This is a genomic window from Haloarcula argentinensis DSM 12282 (assembly GCA_000336895.1).
GTDB lineage: Archaea > Halobacteriota > Halobacteria > Halobacteriales > Haloarculaceae > Haloarcula > Haloarcula argentinensis.
Genome location: AOLX01000017.1, coordinates 161,646 through 178,169 on the forward strand (window position 1 = coordinate 161,646; position 16,524 = coordinate 178,169).

The 16,524-nt window shown below is 62.5% G+C and carries 17 protein-coding genes; 11 read left to right on the forward strand and 6 right to left on the reverse strand.

Translation table 11 applies throughout. The features are described 5' to 3' along the window. Positions 1–63: 63 nt before the first annotated feature. Both C443_RS09735 and C443_RS09740 read right to left on the reverse strand, forming a co-directional pair. A complete protein-coding gene (locus C443_RS09735) occupies positions 64–480 on the reverse strand; it encodes a DUF7124 domain-containing protein (RefSeq protein ID WP_005535958.1) in 417 nt (138 codons plus the stop codon). Positions 481–719: 239 nt separating this feature from the next. Further along, entirely contained in the window at positions 720–1,970 is a 1,251-nt protein-coding gene (locus C443_RS09740) for an NAD(P)/FAD-dependent oxidoreductase (RefSeq protein WP_005535959.1), read from the reverse strand. A 121-nt stretch (positions 1,971–2,091) separates the two neighbouring features. Between C443_RS09740 and C443_RS09745 the strand changes: the two genes are divergently transcribed. Further along, positions 2,092–2,700 carry a DUF6149 family protein gene (locus tag C443_RS09745; protein ID WP_005535961.1) on the forward strand — a complete coding sequence of 203 codons (609 nt, stop codon included), beginning with the start codon at positions 2,092–2,094 and terminating at the stop codon, positions 2,698–2,700. 63 nt (positions 2,701–2,763) lie between these two features. On the opposite strand, the gene C443_RS09750 is transcribed toward C443_RS09745, so the two are convergent. Both C443_RS09750 and C443_RS09755 read right to left on the reverse strand, forming a co-directional pair. Next, positions 2,764–4,125 carry an NAD(P)/FAD-dependent oxidoreductase gene (locus C443_RS09750; RefSeq protein WP_005535963.1) on the reverse strand — a complete coding sequence of 454 codons (1,362 nt, stop codon included), beginning with the start codon at positions 4,123–4,125 and terminating at the stop codon, positions 2,764–2,766. An 11-nt stretch (positions 4,126–4,136) separates the two neighbouring features. Then, positions 4,137–6,365: a sensor histidine kinase gene (locus tag C443_RS09755; protein WP_049943993.1), complete on the reverse strand. Its 2,229-nt coding sequence runs from the start codon at positions 6,363–6,365 to the stop codon at positions 4,137–4,139. 123 nt (positions 6,366–6,488) lie between these two features. Between C443_RS09755 and C443_RS09760 the strand changes: the two genes are divergently transcribed. Beyond that, positions 6,489–7,364, forward strand: a complete 876-nt coding sequence (locus tag C443_RS09760; RefSeq protein ID WP_005535965.1) for a homoserine kinase — start codon at positions 6,489–6,491, stop codon at positions 7,362–7,364. A gap of 36 nt (positions 7,365–7,400) precedes the next feature. On the opposite strand, the gene C443_RS09765 is transcribed toward C443_RS09760, so the two are convergent. Further along, the gene (locus C443_RS09765) at positions 7,401–7,853 is read right to left on the reverse strand and encodes a peroxiredoxin (RefSeq protein ID WP_005535967.1); all 453 of its coding nucleotides are present in this window, start codon (positions 7,851–7,853) and stop codon (positions 7,401–7,403) included. 104 nt (positions 7,854–7,957) lie between these two features. Here C443_RS09765 and C443_RS09770 point away from each other — a divergent pair, with 104 nt between their 5' ends. The 9 genes from C443_RS09770 to C443_RS09810 all read left to right on the forward strand — a co-directional run bounded on the left by C443_RS09770 (position 7,958) and on the right by C443_RS09810 (position 15,634). Beyond that, the gene (locus C443_RS09770; protein ID WP_005535968.1) at positions 7,958–8,608 is read left to right on the forward strand and encodes an adenylate kinase; all 651 of its coding nucleotides are present in this window, start codon (positions 7,958–7,960) and stop codon (positions 8,606–8,608) included. Positions 8,609–8,695: 87 nt separating this feature from the next. Beyond that, positions 8,696–9,586 carry a DUF106 domain-containing protein gene (locus C443_RS09775; RefSeq protein WP_005535971.1) on the forward strand — a complete coding sequence of 297 codons (891 nt, stop codon included), beginning with the start codon at positions 8,696–8,698 and terminating at the stop codon, positions 9,584–9,586. 45 nt (positions 9,587–9,631) lie between these two features. After that, on the forward strand, positions 9,632–10,210 hold the full coding sequence (gene cmk, locus C443_RS09780; protein ID WP_004593818.1) for a (d)CMP kinase: 579 nt from the start codon (positions 9,632–9,634) through the stop codon (positions 10,208–10,210). 4 nt (positions 10,211–10,214) lie between these two features. Continuing rightward, positions 10,215–11,105 carry an RNA-guided pseudouridylation complex pseudouridine synthase subunit Cbf5 gene (locus tag C443_RS09785; protein WP_005535974.1) on the forward strand — a complete coding sequence of 297 codons (891 nt, stop codon included), beginning with the start codon at positions 10,215–10,217 and terminating at the stop codon, positions 11,103–11,105. Positions 11,106–11,165: 60 nt separating this feature from the next. After that, positions 11,166–11,786, forward strand: coding sequence for a hypothetical protein (locus C443_RS09790; RefSeq protein ID WP_005535977.1), 621 nt, complete (start codon positions 11,166–11,168; stop codon positions 11,784–11,786). Between the two features lie 45 nt (positions 11,787–11,831). Next, the gene (locus tag C443_RS09795) at positions 11,832–12,023 is read left to right on the forward strand and encodes a DUF1328 family protein (protein ID WP_005535978.1); all 192 of its coding nucleotides are present in this window, start codon (positions 11,832–11,834) and stop codon (positions 12,021–12,023) included. Positions 12,024–12,098: 75 nt separating this feature from the next. After that, entirely contained in the window at positions 12,099–12,779 is a 681-nt protein-coding gene (locus C443_RS09800) for a nucleotide exchange factor GrpE (RefSeq protein ID WP_005535979.1), read from the forward strand. A 165-nt stretch (positions 12,780–12,944) separates the two neighbouring features. Further along, on the forward strand, positions 12,945–14,855 hold the full coding sequence (gene dnaK, locus C443_RS09805) for a molecular chaperone DnaK (RefSeq protein WP_005535980.1): 1,911 nt from the start codon (positions 12,945–12,947) through the stop codon (positions 14,853–14,855). Positions 14,856–15,316: 461 nt separating this feature from the next. Beyond that, a complete protein-coding gene (locus C443_RS09810; protein WP_049943994.1) occupies positions 15,317–15,634 on the forward strand; it encodes a DUF7344 domain-containing protein in 318 nt (105 codons plus the stop codon). Between the two features lie 36 nt (positions 15,635–15,670). Here C443_RS09810 and C443_RS09815 read toward each other — a convergent pair whose 3' ends face one another. Continuing rightward, on the reverse strand, positions 15,671–16,480 hold the full coding sequence (locus tag C443_RS09815; RefSeq protein ID WP_049943995.1) for a TrmB family transcriptional regulator: 810 nt from the start codon (positions 16,478–16,480) through the stop codon (positions 15,671–15,673). Positions 16,481–16,524: the final 44 nt, after the last annotated feature.

Here is a 16,524-nt window from a genome sequence, read left to right on the forward strand (position 1 = left end):
TCCGGGAAAATATAAAACTAGTCGAAGCGTAGATTCCCCCCGCCGACAACGGGGTTGTGTCGCCTAGGGCCAGTCGTCGCGCGCCTCGTCCTCGTCAGTTGTCGCGTCCGGTGTCTCCGGTTCGCCAAGGTCCCAGTCAGCCGCCTCGGCGGCCTGCGTGACAGGGAGGTACTCCCAGCCCGCCGCCTCAGCGAGATCGGCGTCCTCGTCGTCAGCACCGACGAAGACGTGCCGGTCAGTGTCGAACTGCTCTTTGACGTTTTCGAGGCTCTCCTCGCGGCCGCGCGGCCCAGAGAAGAAGTCCTGTCTGATCCGGTGTTTCCGGGTGAAGTTGGTCACGACGTAGGTGGGCTGTTCGGAGATGACGCCGACGTATTCGGACCACTGGCGCGCGTCGTTGAACACGCTGTCCGGGTAGGCCAGTTGCTTGAGGGCGTCGAGGTCGAACGCGAGTGTCATATCGCCGCTGCCGCCATCCATACGCGCCTCTCCGCTTTAGGGCGAAAAAAGGGCGTCGTTCTCCCGCTGACAGTCACCGCTGGCGATACTGGTCTTGCTCGGCGAACCGGCGAAGCCGCCGCCGTCATCGCCTGTTTCGTCTGCCTCACTCTCACCCGACTGGCCACTACGACGGGAGAATCGGGCAAGGACGCAGGAAAGGGCGTCACGTATACGCGTCGCTGCGTCCGCAGCGCGTAAAATATCGGTGTCGGCTGGCCTTATTCGGCCGGCGCGGGCGTCTGTGCCTTCACTTCTTCGAGGTCCACTTCCTTCTCTAGGAGCAGTTCCTTCTTGTCTGCGACTTGGCGCTCTTGGCGGATGAGCTTCTTGAACGTCGACTGCTGTGAGAGGTCACCGATCAGCACGCCGCCGATGAGCTGTCCGTCCTCGAAGGCGAGACGCCGCCACTCGCTGTCGGAGTACTTCCGTTCGGCCTCGTCGTCACCACGGGTCGGGTGACCGAAGGAGAGGAACGGGAAGTCGAAGTGCGTGATGGAGTACGAGGAGACCCAGCGGAACTCCTTTTCCTCGGCGTCCGCGACCATATTCGCCCCGGCGACCGAGCCCTGCTCCTTGGCCGAGCCCCACGCGCCGTTCTGTGCCTGGGAGTCGAGGATAGTGTCGTAGAACTGGGTGAGGTCGCCCGCTGCGTAGATGTCCTCGACGTTGGTCTGCATGTACTCGTCGACAACGACGCCGTCGTCGAGTTCGAGGCCGGTCCCGTTGAGGAACTCCGTGTTGAAGTCGAGGCCGATGGCGACACCCGCCCACTCGCCGTCGTAGTGGTTGCCGTCGGGGTCGACTGCACCGGTGACCTTGCCGTCGTCGTCGACCTCGAAGTGGTCGACGCCGGACTCAAAGACGGGTTCGACGCCGTTCTCTTCGAGCGCCTCGTGGATGATTTCCGCGCCGTCCTCCGAGAGCGCGTAGCGCCACCAGCGGTTGCCACGCATCAGGTACTTCGCGTCGATTTCCTGTGCGGCACAGACTGCCGCGAGGTCGATGCCGAGCAGTCCCGCCCCGACGATGATGCCCTGATCGGCTTCGTCGGCGTGTTCGCGGATGCCACGCGCGTCCTGGAACGTCCAGAAGTGGTGGATGCCGTCGGCGTCGCTATTCTCGACCGGGAGCTGTGCCGGCGTCCCACCCGTGGCCACCAGCAGCTTGTCGTACTCGTAGGTGTCCCCCTCGTGGGTCTGGATCTCGTGAGCGTCGGGGTCGATGTCCGTCACGTGGGTGTTCAGCTGGAGGTCAATGTCGCGCTCGTCGTACCACTCCGGCTCGTGGATCGAGATCGGCGCTTCCGGCAGCTTCCCCTTGGCGAACTCCTTGATGAGGATCCGGTTGTACAGTGCCTCCCCCTCGTCGGTCAGGACTGTGACCGACGCGTCCGGATCCGCTTCCCGGATTGTCTCGGCTGCGGACGCACCCGCGATGCCGTCACCGATGATTACGTGCGACGTGCTCATGTACGGCCGATACGAAATCGGGCTTAATGTGGATTGCTATCTGCGTATCGTTTCCGATAGCGACCTGAAGACACCGATAGTCGGGGATTTGAAGGCGCTGGGCCCCATATCCGGGAGTAGAATGAAAATCTACCAGAACCCGCGCCACTGGGCGAGCAAGAAGGCGCTGACTACACCCGGAATCCGGTCGGTGGCCAACTACGGGCTGGTGAAACTCCACACCAAGATCTTCCTCGGGAAGGCTGACGAGGCTCACCGGGAGGAGCGGCGCGACCATCTCGATGATTTCTTCGACGCCACGATGGACACCTACGTGGCCGCGCTACAGGCAGACTACTCGGAGGCCGAGGCTCGGGAAATCACTCACATTCAGGCGAACTTCGACTTCTACAACCACGGCTGGACGGAGATGATGGAGTTCCCGGCCGACGAACTCGAGGACCACTACGAGCGGTACGCGGACTTCTTTGACGCGCATGGCATCACCATCGACGACCCGCTCGGGGCGTTCCGGCCGGCCGACGGCGTCGCCGATGCGCCGTCGACACCAGAGCGACTGGACGAGCCAAAACACCCCCACGCTGTCGGTGGCTTTGCCGACGACGTTTACGTCGAAACCGAGGACGGGGAGATGGTCGTCGGTGGCGGCCGAGAGGAACCGGACGACGTGAGCCCGACCGACGCGCCGGTCATCGACGAGGACGACGTGGAAAGCGCGGCCGGCGACTGACTCGCGCGGTACACGCCGAATTGGACTTTCCGAGAGAAAACGGGTTTGAGGGCAGAAAAGCGCTCAGCGTTGGGCTTCCGAAAGCGGCGAATCGTCGGTTTTCGTCGCCGCTGACGGATCGCGTGCGATCCGATCGGCGCACTCGAAGCCTGCGACGATACCGCCGTTGAGCGAGCGCTCCGGGTACTGAGCGCGCGAAGCCATCCCGGCGTAGTAGAGGCCGTCCGCGACATCGTCACCCAGGTCGTACGGGATGACCATGTCCAGATACCCGCGTTCGTAGACCGGCGCAGTCCGTGGATTGCGCCCCGTCCGAATCCAGTTGACGGCGTCACGGTCGAATTCGGGAAAGAGGGATTCGATGCCCTGCAGCCACGTCTCGGCGACCTCGTCGTCGCTCTGTTGCCAGATGGCCTCGGATTCATCTTGGATGTAGCGGGCGACATACAGGAGATGCTCGCCGCCGTACCGTTCCGCGGAAACGAAGTTCGTGTGCTCGATGAGCGCGCCGAAGGGGGCGTCGTCGGCGATGTTCAGCCAGTACGTATCCAGCAGGGGTTCGTCCATGCTAATGACCGAACACACCGTCCCCTGGAAGTCTATGTCGCAGGTGTAGCCGGTCAGGGCTTCCAGCACGTTCGGCATCGTCGCGACGACGACGCTGTCAACGTCGTGAACCGTCGTCTCAGTTCCGTCGGTGGCCGTCAGCGACGAGACAGTCCCGCCGCTCGTATCGATGTCGGAGACGCGCGTGCCAGTGGCGATGTTGTCGCGGCCGACGGTGTCGACCAGCGCGTCGAGCAACCGGCCGAATCCGCCGTCGAAGTAGCCCAGAATCTCGCCGTTCAGGATGTCCCGTTCGCCGCGGAACTTGACACGGCCGAGCAGCCACGCCGCGCTCACGTCGTCTTTCCGGTCGCCGAACTTCGCGTCGAGCAGCGGCTCGAAGAAGTTCTCGTAGACGCCTCGGGTAGTGTGGTCGACGACGAACTCCTCAATGGGCACGTCCTCGAAGTCCTCCAGTCGCTCGTAGGTGTCGAAGGAAGGGATGCCGCCGCGAACGTCGATATCGAGGACGAGCATGCCCAGCCGGAACGTATCATACAGCGAGAGGTGCGGATACGAGAGGATTTCCCAGGGCTTGTCCATGGGGTGGACGACGCTGTCGACGTAGTAGGCGTTCTCCCCGATGTGCCACTCGACCGCGTCACCGAGGCCCAGTTCGTCGGCGAGTTCGACGATGGTCTCCTCGGATTTCGAGAGATGGTGGTAGAACTTCTCAATGGGGTCCCCAGCCGTTTCGTAGGTCGCTGCCAGACCGCCCAAGTCCTCGCTCGCCTCGAAGACACGTACCTCGTGACCACGTTGCTGGAGCCGGTACGCTGCCGAAAGGCCGGCGATACCGCCACCGACGACGCCAATCATACCCCGACCTATCAGCGGTTGTGGGATTTAGTTTGCGCTTCGGTCGCTGCCGTCTCGGTGTCGTCGGGCCCGGGGTCGTCTTCCGCCTCGTCGCCCGTCACCGCCTGCTGGAATTCGAGGATGGCGACAGTCCCAGTCGGGTGATTGTCTTCGAACCAGAGCGTTCCGCCGTACAGGTCCATCATGACCGAGACGAAGTAGAGCCCGAAGCCGCCGGCGGTCTGGTCGGGCGAGAGCCCGCGTTCGAACACCGTCGTCTTCAGTTCGTCGCTCATTCCGGGGCCGTTGTCGGCGATACGGACCTGCAGCCAGTCGCTGGCCTGCTGGACCGTTACAATCACTCGCGGGGTGTCGGCGTCGTTGTGGTCGACCGCGTTCCGGAGGATGCTCTGGAGGACTTCTTCGAGCAGTTCGTTCGCCTGCACGCGGTAGTCGCCATTTAGTTCACAAGAGAGTGATACCGAATCGTACTCGACACGGAGGGACTCAATCGAGCGACGGAGCGTCGCGTTGAGGTCGACGGTGTCTAGCCGCTCGGCTTCGCTCGCCGTCACCGTGTTGTTGATGTCGCGTATCGTCTCGCTCATGTCCGTGAGCTTCCCGCACCAGTCGCTGATGCTGTCGAGGTGGCGCTGTTTCCGCGGCGGGACCTCGTCTCTGATATGTTCCGCGCGGCCGCGGATGACGACCATCGCGTTGTGCAGCGAGTGTCTGAGGACGCCGTTGAAGAACTCGATCTGCTCGCGGCGTCGCTGGACAGAACTTCGGCTCTGGCGGAGTTCGCGCTCGCGCTCGACCTGATCGAGGGCCACCTGCGTCGTCTGCGCGAGAATCGCGGCGTACCGCCTATCCTCCGTGGCGAGGGTGCTGTCGTGTGACGTAATCGCCATCACACCGTGAGGGCCAAGCGGCAGCATCAGCGCGTTGTCCAGCGGGTCGAGTCCGTCCAAGTCGAGCGAGACAGCCCGTATTTCACTGGTTTCGTACGTCCTCCAAAGTTTGCTTTCGGGCTCGTCCGTCGGCGAACCGTACAGCAGCTCTTCGTCGACGTGTTCCGCAATCGATTCGCTAATCACAGTCGGTTCGAGGACGCCGTCGTCTTCGAGGAACACGCCCGCCGCATTCTGGTCAAGGACGGCTGTCGCGAACTCGACGGCCATCTCCGAGACTTCCTCGGCGGTCTCTGCCTCGATAAACTGCTGGGTCGCGGCCTGTAGCGCTTCGAGTCGGTCCTGCCGGCGCTGCTGCCCGGTCACGTCCCTGAGCACAACGAGGCGACCGCGTTCCGTCCCAGACTGGTCGGTGAGACTCGTCGTCTGTGGGTTATAGTAGGTGAACGAATCCCCGAACGAGAACACCTCGCCGCGCTCAATGTGGCCAACGAGCTCCGGGGCAAGGTCATCGAGTGGTTCTCCGTCAGGGTCCGGATGATCCAGCGCGCTGGCCGCCGCAGCATTGTAATCGATAATGACACAGTCGTCGTCAAGGGCGATGACCGGGTCGGGGAGATTATCGACGAGGGTATCACCAGACAGTGTTGTCACAGACAGAGATTTGTCCCTGAATAGCGCCCAGCCGACGAACAGCATACTAATTACGAACACGACCGGGGTGAAATCGATACCGGGATGGGGCGTGTATCCGAAGTCGTACAGCAGGGCGACAATCATCGGCAAAGCACCTCCAGCGCCGATTATCGCAGTCTGACGCCGGTAGATGTTTTCTGACCGGGACAGAAATTCAATGAGAAACCCGTACCCGAGCAGCGCCGGCATATAAGAAATTGTCAGAGTAGCCGCGAAGGCAGCCCCGCGCTGAATAGCGAGCAGCGTCACGCCGTTCTGAGTGATGGGGACAACCGTCGCCTGACCGAAGCGGCCCTGACCAAGCAACAGCAGCAGCACGTCTGCGTTCGCCATAATGAGTACCGGAATGAGGCGGGAGGGGCGGAGCCACGAGCGGCGACCGGTGTAGACAAGCACAAAAATAATCCAAATGGCGATTATCTGCGACGATACGGTTCGTGCTATCAGGTAAGCCGTCTCTGCCACTTCTGGACTAGCGGCCATGACTTTCACAATGGAGATGGCACACCAGCATCCGCCAGCCAGCGCAAGCCAGCCGTACTGGCGATGACCTAGTACATCCCGTTTTCGACCAGCAATAACCGCAACTGTAAAACCAATGAGCGCCCCACCCGCGTTCCCGAGGATGGCGACCGTGGCGATGTCGACATCCATAACGATACCTATTCCAAGGTCAGGTTTCCCCGTATTATGCCTTTGGGCCGCGTTCTCAGTACTGCGAAACGGCCACAGTGTCGGTTCGCTACCTTTTTGCCTACACTGCTGAAATTCGCAGGCATGCTGACAGTCCGGGCGCCGGCTACCAGTGCGAACCTCGGGAGCGGCTTCGACGTGTTCGGTGTCGCACTGGAGCGTCCGGCCGACGTCGTCCGCCTGAAGAAGGCCGACCGGGTCACCATCGAAGTGACTGGCGCTGGCAGCCAGTACATCCCGGAGGACCCCGACAAAAACACCGTCGGCGCGGTTGCCGAGGCACTCGATGCGCCGGCCCACATTCAGATCGACAAGGGCGTCCGTCCCGCATCGGGGCTGGGCTCCTCTGCCGCCAGCGCCGCCGCGGCGGCTGTCGGGCTGAACGAACTGTACGACCGCGGCTACTCCCGCGAGGAGTTGGTCCCCATCGCCGCCAAGGGCGAGGCCGTCGTTTCGGGCGACGCTCACGACGACAATGTCGCTCCCTCGATTATGGGTGGCTTCACCATCGCAACTGAAAAAGGCGTCACGCAGGTCGACGCCGACATCCCGCTCGTGGCGTGTCTGCCCGATATCGTGGTTTCGACGCGGGACGCTCGGAACGTCGTCCCGGAGACCGCCCGCGTCGACCAGATGGTAGAGACGGTCGGGAACGCCGCAACGCTGACAACCGGGATGCACCGCGACGACCCCGAACTCGTCGGTCAGGGGATGCACGACACCGTCGTGACGCCGGCCCGTGCGAAACTCATCGACGGCTACGAACAGGTCCGCGAGGCTGCACTGGCGGCCGGTGCCACCGGCGTCACTATCTCCGGAGCCGGCCCGACCGTCATCGCCGCGTGTGCAGAAGAGGACCGCCGGAAGATCGCGAGTACGATGCTGGACGCCTTCGGCGAACGCGGGGTCGACGCCCGCGTCTACCAGACGCGTATCGGCCGCGGTGCGGAAGTGTTCTAGAACGGCGATCAGTACCACAGGACGTGCTGTGGCTGTCTATCCGCCCTGTACGTACTCGTTTCGAACGTCCCGGAGCACTGCCTCGGCGTGGCCCTCGGGGTTCGAGAGGTCCGGATCGTAGGCGGACTTGACCTCGCCGTCGGCAAGCACGAACGTCCGGCGGTCCGTCCGGCCGCCGCTGGTGTCGAGGCCGAACGCTTCGGCGACGGTCCCGTCGGGGTCAGCGAGCAGGTCGTACAGCAGGCCCTCTTCCTCGGCGAATTCGTCGTGGGTCGCCACGTCGTCCATCGAGACGCCGTAGACGGTGATGCCACCCTCGCGGAACTGCGGGAGGTGCTCCTGGAAGTCGCGGGCCTCGATGGTACAGCCGCCGGTGAAATCTTCGGGATAGAAGTACACTACGGTCGGCTCCTCGAAGTCAGGCGAGACGGTCTCTCCGAACTGGTTCTGTACGCTGATTTCGGGTGCTGGCGCGCCGGGTTCGATCATATCCCGTGTTCGCCCGGAACGCCTACACACCTTTGGGTGGCGGCAGCGTGACCCGCCAGCATGATTTGGACAACCATTTAACCGACCCCTTGGAAACCCTGCCTATGTCGAATCCGCGAATCCTGATTCTCGGGCCGCCGGGAGCCGGCAAAGGAACCCAGAGCGCCAACCTCGCCGAGGAGTACGGCGTCGAACACGTCACGACGGGCGACGCACTCCGGGCGAACAAGGACATGGACATCAGCGACATGGACACCGAGTACGACACGCCTCGCGAGTACATGGAGGCAGGCGACCTCGTGCCCGACGCGGTGGTCAACGCTATCGTCGACGAAGCCCTCTCGCAGGCCGACGGGTTCGTGCTCGACGGCTATCCGCGTAACCTCGACCAAGCCGAGGAGCTGGAAGGAATGACCGACCTCGACGTGATCCTCTCGCTGGATGTCTCCCGCGAGGAGCTGGTCGACCGACTCACGGGTCGTCGGGTCTGTGACGACTGTGGCACGAACTACCACGTCGAGTTCAATCAGCCCGAGGAAGACGGTGTCTGTGACGAATGTGGCGGCGACCTCATCCAGCGCGACGACGACAACGAAGAGTCCGTCCGCAACCGACTGGACGTGTTCGACGATAACACCGCACCGGTCATCGACCACTACGGGGACCACGACGGCTTCGTCGCCGTCAATGGCGAGCAGACACCCGACGAAGTCTGGAGCGAGATTCAGGACGCTGTCGACGCACACACGGCCTGAAACGCGACGGAACGATCGTTCGAGACCGACACCGTCGAGACAGTCAGAGTAAAACGTTGATATGCCGTCGCACCTCAAACACACACAATGGCACGTACCGCGCCGAAGGTAGAACGACTCGCCGAAGACGGCGAGGCAATGACTGACGCACTCACGACGGTGCTCGCTGCAGCCGAAGAGAACGGGACCGTTACGTGGAGTGACGTGAGTGACGACCTCACGAGCGGCGAATGGGGGCGGCTCATCGAGTCCGGCCTGCTCATCGACGCCGACGGTGATGGGTTCGTTATCGACGACCCCGACGGCGTCCGCGAAGCGCTCGAAGAGTCCGATGCGGCACCGAGTGACGATGACGAGGGCGGCGGCTGGTCGAAGTGGGACAAGCTCGCCGGCCTCGGGACGCTCGGCCTGTTTGCCGGCTATTCGATGACCTCCGTCCGGGATGTTATCGCGGGCGGGGTCATCGATATCGTCCTCGGGCCGCTCAACGATATGTTGCCGTTCTACGTCGTTATCCTGGTGCTCGCAATCATCACCGGGACCACCTCGACGATTCTGCAGGACAACCTCATGGATATGTCGGGGATGGGTGACCACCAGGAGAAGATGGAAGATCTCAAAGAACGCCGCAAGGCCGCGAAGGAGCGCGACGACCAGGAGGCGCTGGACCGGCTCGAAGAAGAGCAGATGGAGCTGATGACCGATCAGATGGGGATGTTCAAACAGCAGTTCCGCCCGATGGTGTGGATCATGCTGGTCAACATCCCGCTGTTCCTCTGGCTCTACTGGATTGTCTTCGGAGCCGGCGTCGATGCGAGCCCGGTGATTACGCTCCCCATCTTCGGCGAGGTCGAAGCGTGGAGCAACAGCGTCGCCGGCCCGGTCCAGGCGTGGATCGTCTGGTACTTCCTGTGCTCGCTGTCGTTCACCCAGATCATCCGGAAGGCGCTCAACGTCGAGACGACGCCGACCAGCTAGGCGCGAAGAGACAGCCCTTTCTATCGGGGCCTCCCGAACATCTCTATGTTGATTACCGTCTCCGGCCCGGCCGGTAGCGGCAAGAGCACACTTGCCAAGAGTCTGGCCGACGCCCTGAGCTACGAGCACGTCAGCGGCGGGGACATCTTCCGTTCGCTGGCCGAAGAACGCGGAATGACGCCGCTGGAACTGAACAAGGCCGCCGAGGAAGACGACCAGATAGACCGCGATCTGGACCGCCGACTCCGGGACATCGCTGCCGAGCGCGACGACCTCGTGCTGGAGTCCCGGCTCGCCGGCTGGATGGCGGGCGAGTACGCCGACATGAAACTGTGGCTGACTGCGCCGCTGGACGTGCGCGCCGACCGCATCGCGACGCGGGAGAACAAGCCCTTCGAACAGGCCAAGACCGAAACCCGGGAGCGTGGCGAAAGCGAGGCCCAGCGCTACAGCGACTACTACGACATCGACTTCGACGACCTCTCTATCTACGATCTGTCGGTCAACACCGCCCGCTGGGACCCGCAAGGCGTCCTGAGCGTCACCCTGCACGCCGTCGAGTCGTACAGCCCAGACGGTGACGAGGGGAAAGCCCCTGTCGAGAACATCCGGTACGAGTTCTGAGCCGATGACGCTCCGTGCCCCGCCCGACGAACGGGATCTCGATTCGCTTCGGTCCTTCGGCGTCGTCAACCTCGATAAGCCGCCGGGACCCTCGGCTCACCAGGTCGCGGCCTGGATCCGGGACGCCACCGGCCAAGACCGGGTTGCTCACGGCGGGACGCTCGATCCGAAGGTGACTGGCTGTCTGCCCGTGTTGCTCGGTGACGCCGCTCGGATGGCGCAGGTGTTCGATAGCGCCGTCAAGGAGTACGTCACCGTGCTGGAACTCCACGACCAGGCCCCGGCCGATATCGCGGATATCGTCGCCGAGTTCGAGACCGACATCTACCAGAAGCCACCGCGAAAGAGCGCAGTCAAGCGCCAGTTGCGTTCCCGCCGGATTCACTCACTTGACATCCTCGAACAGGGCGAGCGCCGGCTACTCCTGCGAGTCCAGTGCGCTTCGGGCACGTACATTCGGAAACTATGTCACGATATCGGGCTGGCGGCGGGGACCGGCGCACACATGGGGGACCTCCGCCGGACGGCGACGGGGACCTTCGACGACGCGTCGCTGTCGACGATGCACGAACTCGTGGACGCGCTGGCCTTTGCTGAGGATGGAGACGAAGCACAACTGCGCGAGATTATCCAGCCCGCAGAGCGCGCGCTGGTCCACCTACCGCGGGTCACGATTGCGCCCAGCGCCGCCCGCGAAGTCGCCGAGGGCGCGCCGGTGTATGCGCCAGGTGTCATCGAAGCCGGACCGGCCGAAGCAGGCGACGCAGTTCCCGAAATCGGCTCCCAGATCGTCTCCGTCACGCCCGACGGCGCGGCGGTCTGTCTTGGGACGCTCGTCGGCGACCCGGATGCCGACGACGATCTCGTCGTCGAACTCGACCGCGTGTTGGTGTGAAAACAGCGGACCCATCCGCCCCGTGGGAAAAACTAAGACTGTTTACCACATATCACTGACATGGACCGATGGGTCGACCCTGACGAGGCCGACCCGGCGCAGTGGCGTGGCACGGGGCCATACGACGATTTGCGCCGGGGTGCTGAGACGGTCTCGGTGCTCGAACGCGCCCTCCGGACGCCGTTGCCGTATCAACATGAGGTCGACATCCACCACGACGACGGCGTCGCCGAACAGTTCCAGTCCAGCGAGTATGAGCATGCACGTATCGTCTACAACAGCGGCGTGGACGCCAACCAGCGGATCAAACTTCTCACCCGCGGAGTGTTGTGGGGCGGCGGTGAGAAACACCAGCGGTTTCAGGCGCAGTACCGCCGACCGCCACCGCCGACTGAAACCGTTCCGTTCGGGGAGTACACTGTCTGGAGTCGGTACCAGTACGGGACTATCGAGCGAACCGACGACGGGTTGACATTCACGAAGAGCGAGGCGGAGCCGGACGAGTCGCTCCGGGAACTCGACTGGACGACCCTGTTTGACCCGGTTCAGGAACGGCTCGCTGAACTGGAACTGGTGCGAAACCCGGCGTTCAGCAAGTACCGTCTCGGAGAACTCGACGAGTGGGCGGCCTACCGGACGCGGTTCCAGTACGATCCAAGCGCGTTCGCTGTCGATCCCTGATTATGAGGTGTATAATAAATTGAGAGAGGGGCGCTACACACAGTCATGAAGCACCTACTGACTGCGGTCCCGCTCCAACCCGGCGGCGGGTTCCTCGAACTGGCGCTGCTGTTCCTTGTCCTCGCTGTCGTCGCCGGGTTGGCTGGACTGAGCGGTGTGGCGGGGCTCAGTATGCGAATCGCGAAGATCCTCGTCGTCGGCTTCCTCGTCCTGATGGTCGTTAGCTTCCTCCTGTGAGGCCGACGCCGCCGGACAGTGTCACTGCCACGCCGTTTCTGAATCCTTTTATCCACGTGACGACTTCTATCGGGTATGACCGAGCAGGACGCAGCCGACGACACGGCCGCGACGGAGGAGTCGACCGCAAGCGAGGCGCAAGCGGACGGCGACGTCGACGCTGATCTCGAGGGCGCACCCGAAGATGTCGATACGGACGAGGTCGACATTGGTGAGTTCGATGTCGACGACGAGCTGATCGACCGGGTCGTCGAGTCGGACCCTGAAGACATCGCCCGGGAGCTCGCTGGGTTGCGGACGCGAGCCGACAGCCTCGAATCGCAGGTCGGCGAGCAGGACGAAACCATCGAAGAGCTAGAGGAGAAGCTCAAACGCAAGCAAGCGGAGTTCCAGAACTACAAGAAGCGGATGGACAAGCGTCGCGAACAGGAACAGAAGCGTGCCACCGAGGACCTCGTGACGCGCCTGCTCGACGTTCGAGATAACCTTGAGCGCGCACTCGACCAAGACGAAGATACTGATATCAGGGGAGGGGTCGAATCCACGCTTCGCCAGTTAGACGACGTGCTCGACGCCGAGAACGTCGAGGTTATCGATCCCGAACCCGGCGGAGATGTCGACCCGACGCAGCATCAGGTGCTCGCCCGCGTCGACAGCGACCAGCCGGACGGGACAATCGCCGATGTCCACCGGCCGGGCTACGAGATGGCCGACAAGGTACTGCGTGAGGCACAGGTCACTGTCAGCGAGGAGTAGTGGCCACCGCTGTCGGTGCAGCGGTCGTATTGCGGTACATTAAATAATCACCGGTCAGAGAGGGCCGCCGAGTATAAAACCGCCCGGAGGAGGCCCTTTCGACCGTTTTTCGCATCAGCACATCTAGCAACTTTTAACCGGCCGAATCCGCTATGAGCGGGTAAGATGGCGAGCAACAAGATTCTGGGTATCGACCTTGGGACCACGAACAGCGCGTTCGCGGTCATGGAAGGTGGCGACCCTGAAATCATTGTCAACGGCGAAGGCGAGCGGACAACACCGTCCGTCGTCGCGTTCGACGACGGCGAGCGACTCGTCGGGAAACCGGCGAAGAACCAGGCGATAAAGAACCCAGACGAGACCATCCAGTCGATCAAGCGCCACATGGGCGAAGACGACTACACGGTCGAACTGGATGGGGAGGAGTACACGCCGGAACAGGTCTCGGCGATGATTCTCCAGAAAATAAAACACGACGCCGAGGAGTACCTCGGCGACGAGATCGAGAAGGCCGTTATTACGGTCCCGGCGTACTTCAACGACCGACAGCGTCAGGCGACCAAAGACGCCGGCGAGATCGCCGGCTTCGAGGTCGAGCGCATCGTCAACGAGCCGACCGCGGCTGCGATGGCCTACGGCCTCGACGACGAGTCCGACCAGACCGTCCTCGTGTACGACCTCGGTGGCGGAACCTTCGACGTCTCCATCCTCGATCTCGGTGGCGGCGTCTACGAGGTCGTCGCGACCAACGGGGACAACGACCTCGGTGGCGACGACTGGGACCACGCTATCATCGATTACCTCGCCGACGAGTTCGAGGCCGAACACGGCATCGACCTCCGCGACGACCGGCAGGCCCTCCAGCGACTGACCGAGGCTGCCGAGGAAGCCAAGATCGAGCTTTCCTCGCGTAAGGAAACCCGCATCAACCTCCCGTTCATCGCGACGACAGATGACGGTCCGCTGGACCTCGAACAGAAGATCACGCGTGCGAAGTTCGAGTCTCTCACAGAAGACCTCATCGAGCGCACCGTCGGCCCGACGGAGCAGGCGCTCGCCGACGCCGACTACACAAAAAGCGACATCGACGAGGTCATCCTCGTCGGCGGCTCGACGCGGATGCCCCAGGTGCAGGACCAGGTCGAGGAGATGACCGGGCAGGAGCCGAAGAAGAACGTCAACCCCGACGAGGCCGTCGCGCTGGGCGCGGCCATCCAGGCTGGCGTCCTGAGCGGTGACGTGGACGACATCGTCCTGCTCGACGTGACGCCGCTGTCACTGGGTGTCGAGGTCAAGGGTGGTCTGTTCGAGCGGCTCATCGAGAAGAACACGACCATTCCGACCGAGGAGTCGAAGATCTTCACGACAGCTCAGGACAACCAGACGCAGGTCCAGATCCGCGTCTTCCAGGGCGAGCGTGAAATCGCCGAGGAGAACGAACTGCTGGGCGCGTTCGCGCTTTCGGGCATCCCGCCGGCACCCGCAGGCACGCCGCAGATCGAGGTGTCGTTCAACATCGACGAGAACGGTATCGTCAACGTCGAAGCCGAAGACAAGGGCTCGGGCAACAAGGAGGACATCACTATCGAAGGCGGTGCTGGCCTCTCCGACGACCAGATCGAGGAAATGCAGCAGGAGGCCGAACAGCACGCCGAAGAGGACGAGCAGCGCCGCGAGCGCATCGAAGCGCGCAACGAGGCCGAGGCGTCCGTCCGCCGCGCCGAGACACTCCTCGACGAAAACGAGGAAGAAATCGACGAAGACCTCCAGTCTGACATCGAAGCGAAAATCGAGGACGTCGAGGAAGTCCTCGAAGACGAGGACGCCACGAAGGAGGACTACGAGGACGTCACCGAAACCCTGAGCGAGGAACTGCAGGAGATCGGCAAGCAGATGTACCAGGATGAGGCCCAGCAGGCCGCAGGCGGTGCCGCGGGCGCTGGTCCGGGCGGCGCAGCCGGGGCCGGCCCCGGCGGTGCTGCCGGTCCGGGCGGCGCAGCGGGCGGTGCGGCCGAGCAGGGCGAGGAGTACGTCGACGCCGACTTCGAAGACGTTGACGACGAGGACGAGGACTGAAAGGCCGAGTCCGAGTCGTCGGCTCGATAGACGAACGTAGTGAGTCTATCGGTGTCTGAAAAACCGAGCGAAGCGAGATTTTTCAGTTCGACGAAGCCGACGACGAATAAGTCGTTTTCACCAGCCCGTTAGACGTGATCTGACGGACGTTCAACAGCAATCGGCGCGTATTTTCTGCTCGGACGAAAGTACTGAGGGAGGGCCACGAGTGTGCTGAGTAGTGGCAAATTTGTGAAACGAGCGGGTTGGGTCAGAAAGGTCAGCTATCCAGTACATAGCTGGGTTCCATCACTTTGAGTCGGTGGTCGCCGTAAGTGGACACATCGCCGTGACGATGCTTGTAGCCCATCGATCGGAGCATTAGTAGGGTTAGCCTAGCGGTGGTGACCCTGATAATCAGAACAGTACAAGATAATGAAAATAGTGTATATATATCATATAGTCGAGCGTACGACTGCACAGTGTGCGACCAGAAGCAGACTCAGGCGCAGCGGCTGAGTTCCCATCTCGACGCGGTGCGACACGAGGATCGTCGGCGGATACTCTTAGCGATACGTGACACGGAGCGATGGCGGCCGTCTATCTCGGAGTTCGACGGCGGGCGGACACCAGTGGGAGAGCCGGCAATCCCGGCGAATCTCTATCACCGTCATCTCCCGAAGTTGGCGGAGATGGGGCTCATCGAATGGGACCGGGAAACCCACCGGGTAACACGCGGCCCGGAGTACGAACAGGTCCGACCGCTCCTTGCGTTTCTGTCCGAGAGCTACGACGAGTGAGATAGAGGGAGGGCAAAGATTCAACCCCGTTGTTCACTAGTCCTGTTCGAGTGGCGTCATTTCGACGACGCCCTGCGAGAGGAGGCGGCGCGCGATGACGATGAGTCCGTTCCTGAGTCCGGTCGCGAAGATGGCCTGTTCGTCGCCAGTCTGTGGGTCGATTGAGCTAACGAGCATTGTCGACCTGTCGACAAGGAGGAGTCGTCCGACGGCAGCGTCCTCCTCCGGTGTCATTTCACTGTGGAGCCAGTCCAGTTCCGACAGGAACGCGGTGGCGCGGGGGATTTCCTGTTCCACGCGGTCCCGTATCGAGGGGGACCCGGTCCCGACAATGAGGTCGGTGTTCGCGTCAAGCGAATTGAGTTGCGCAATCAGTGGGTCGGTGAGGACCGCTTCGGAACCAATGACGAGAACCACTTCGTCGGTCGCGTCCTCGCTGATCGCTGCGGCGCGGTTCTCGATAGCATCGGACCCGGAGAGCGACCAGACTTCCTGTAACTCGGCCTCGTCGTCTTCGGGTTCGATGCGTCCCATCTCGCGCAGTGCGGACTGGAGGCGCTCGACACGCTCTTCGTACTGATCGCGGAGCGTTTCGGTGGCCTCGGAGAGTGGGACGGCTCGGAACTGCTGGGGACTCGAATGCTGGACTTCGACCAGCCCCTTCGCTTCGAGAATCCGGACTGCGTCGTAGACACGCGTTCTCGGGACTTCAGTTACCTCGCTCAATCCTTTGGCCGTGCCGCTGGACATCCGAGAAAGTCCCACAAAACACTTCGCCTCGTATTCTTTCAGGCCCAACTCCTGGAGTAAACTTATCGCTTCTTCGTGTGTTGCATCAGATGTCATGTGTCCCAACGTTCATCTCGGTGGAAGCCGAGGATATGTAGGAA

Excerpts from the sequence above, each read along its gene's own strand:
- C443_RS09755 (WP_049943993.1), bottom strand. The coding sequence starts at position 6,365 with ATGGATGTCGACATCGCCACGGTCGCCATCCTCGGGAACGCGGGTGGG.
- C443_RS09800 (WP_005535979.1), top strand. The coding sequence starts at position 12,099 with ATGACCGAGCAGGACGCAGCCGACGACACGGCCGCGACGGAGGAGTCG.
- dnaK (WP_005535980.1), top strand. The coding sequence starts at position 12,945 with ATGGCGAGCAACAAGATTCTGGGTATCGACCTTGGGACCACGAACAGC.
- C443_RS09760 (WP_005535965.1), top strand. The coding sequence starts at position 6,489 with ATGCTGACAGTCCGGGCGCCGGCTACCAGTGCGAACCTCGGGAGCGGC.
- C443_RS09775 (WP_005535971.1), top strand. The coding sequence starts at position 8,696 with ATGGCACGTACCGCGCCGAAGGTAGAACGACTCGCCGAAGACGGCGAG.
- C443_RS09765 (WP_005535967.1), bottom strand. The coding sequence starts at position 7,853 with ATGATCGAACCCGGCGCGCCAGCACCCGAAATCAGCGTACAGAACCAG.
- C443_RS09770 (WP_005535968.1), top strand. The coding sequence starts at position 7,958 with ATGTCGAATCCGCGAATCCTGATTCTCGGGCCGCCGGGAGCCGGCAAA.
- C443_RS09740 (WP_005535959.1), bottom strand. The coding sequence starts at position 1,970 with ATGAGCACGTCGCACGTAATCATCGGTGACGGCATCGCGGGTGCGTCC.
- cmk (WP_004593818.1), top strand. The coding sequence starts at position 9,632 with ATGTTGATTACCGTCTCCGGCCCGGCCGGTAGCGGCAAGAGCACACTT.
- C443_RS09785 (WP_005535974.1), top strand. The coding sequence starts at position 10,215 with ATGACGCTCCGTGCCCCGCCCGACGAACGGGATCTCGATTCGCTTCGG.
- C443_RS09750 (WP_005535963.1), bottom strand. The coding sequence starts at position 4,125 with ATGATTGGCGTCGTCGGTGGCGGTATCGCCGGCCTTTCGGCAGCGTAC.
- C443_RS09790 (WP_005535977.1), top strand. The coding sequence starts at position 11,166 with ATGGACCGATGGGTCGACCCTGACGAGGCCGACCCGGCGCAGTGGCGT.
- C443_RS09815 (WP_049943995.1), bottom strand. The coding sequence starts at position 16,480 with ATGACATCTGATGCAACACACGAAGAAGCGATAAGTTTACTCCAGGAG.
- C443_RS09795 (WP_005535978.1), top strand. The coding sequence starts at position 11,832 with ATGAAGCACCTACTGACTGCGGTCCCGCTCCAACCCGGCGGCGGGTTC.
- C443_RS09745 (WP_005535961.1), top strand. The coding sequence starts at position 2,092 with ATGAAAATCTACCAGAACCCGCGCCACTGGGCGAGCAAGAAGGCGCTG.
- C443_RS09735 (WP_005535958.1), bottom strand. The coding sequence starts at position 480 with ATGGATGGCGGCAGCGGCGATATGACACTCGCGTTCGACCTCGACGCC.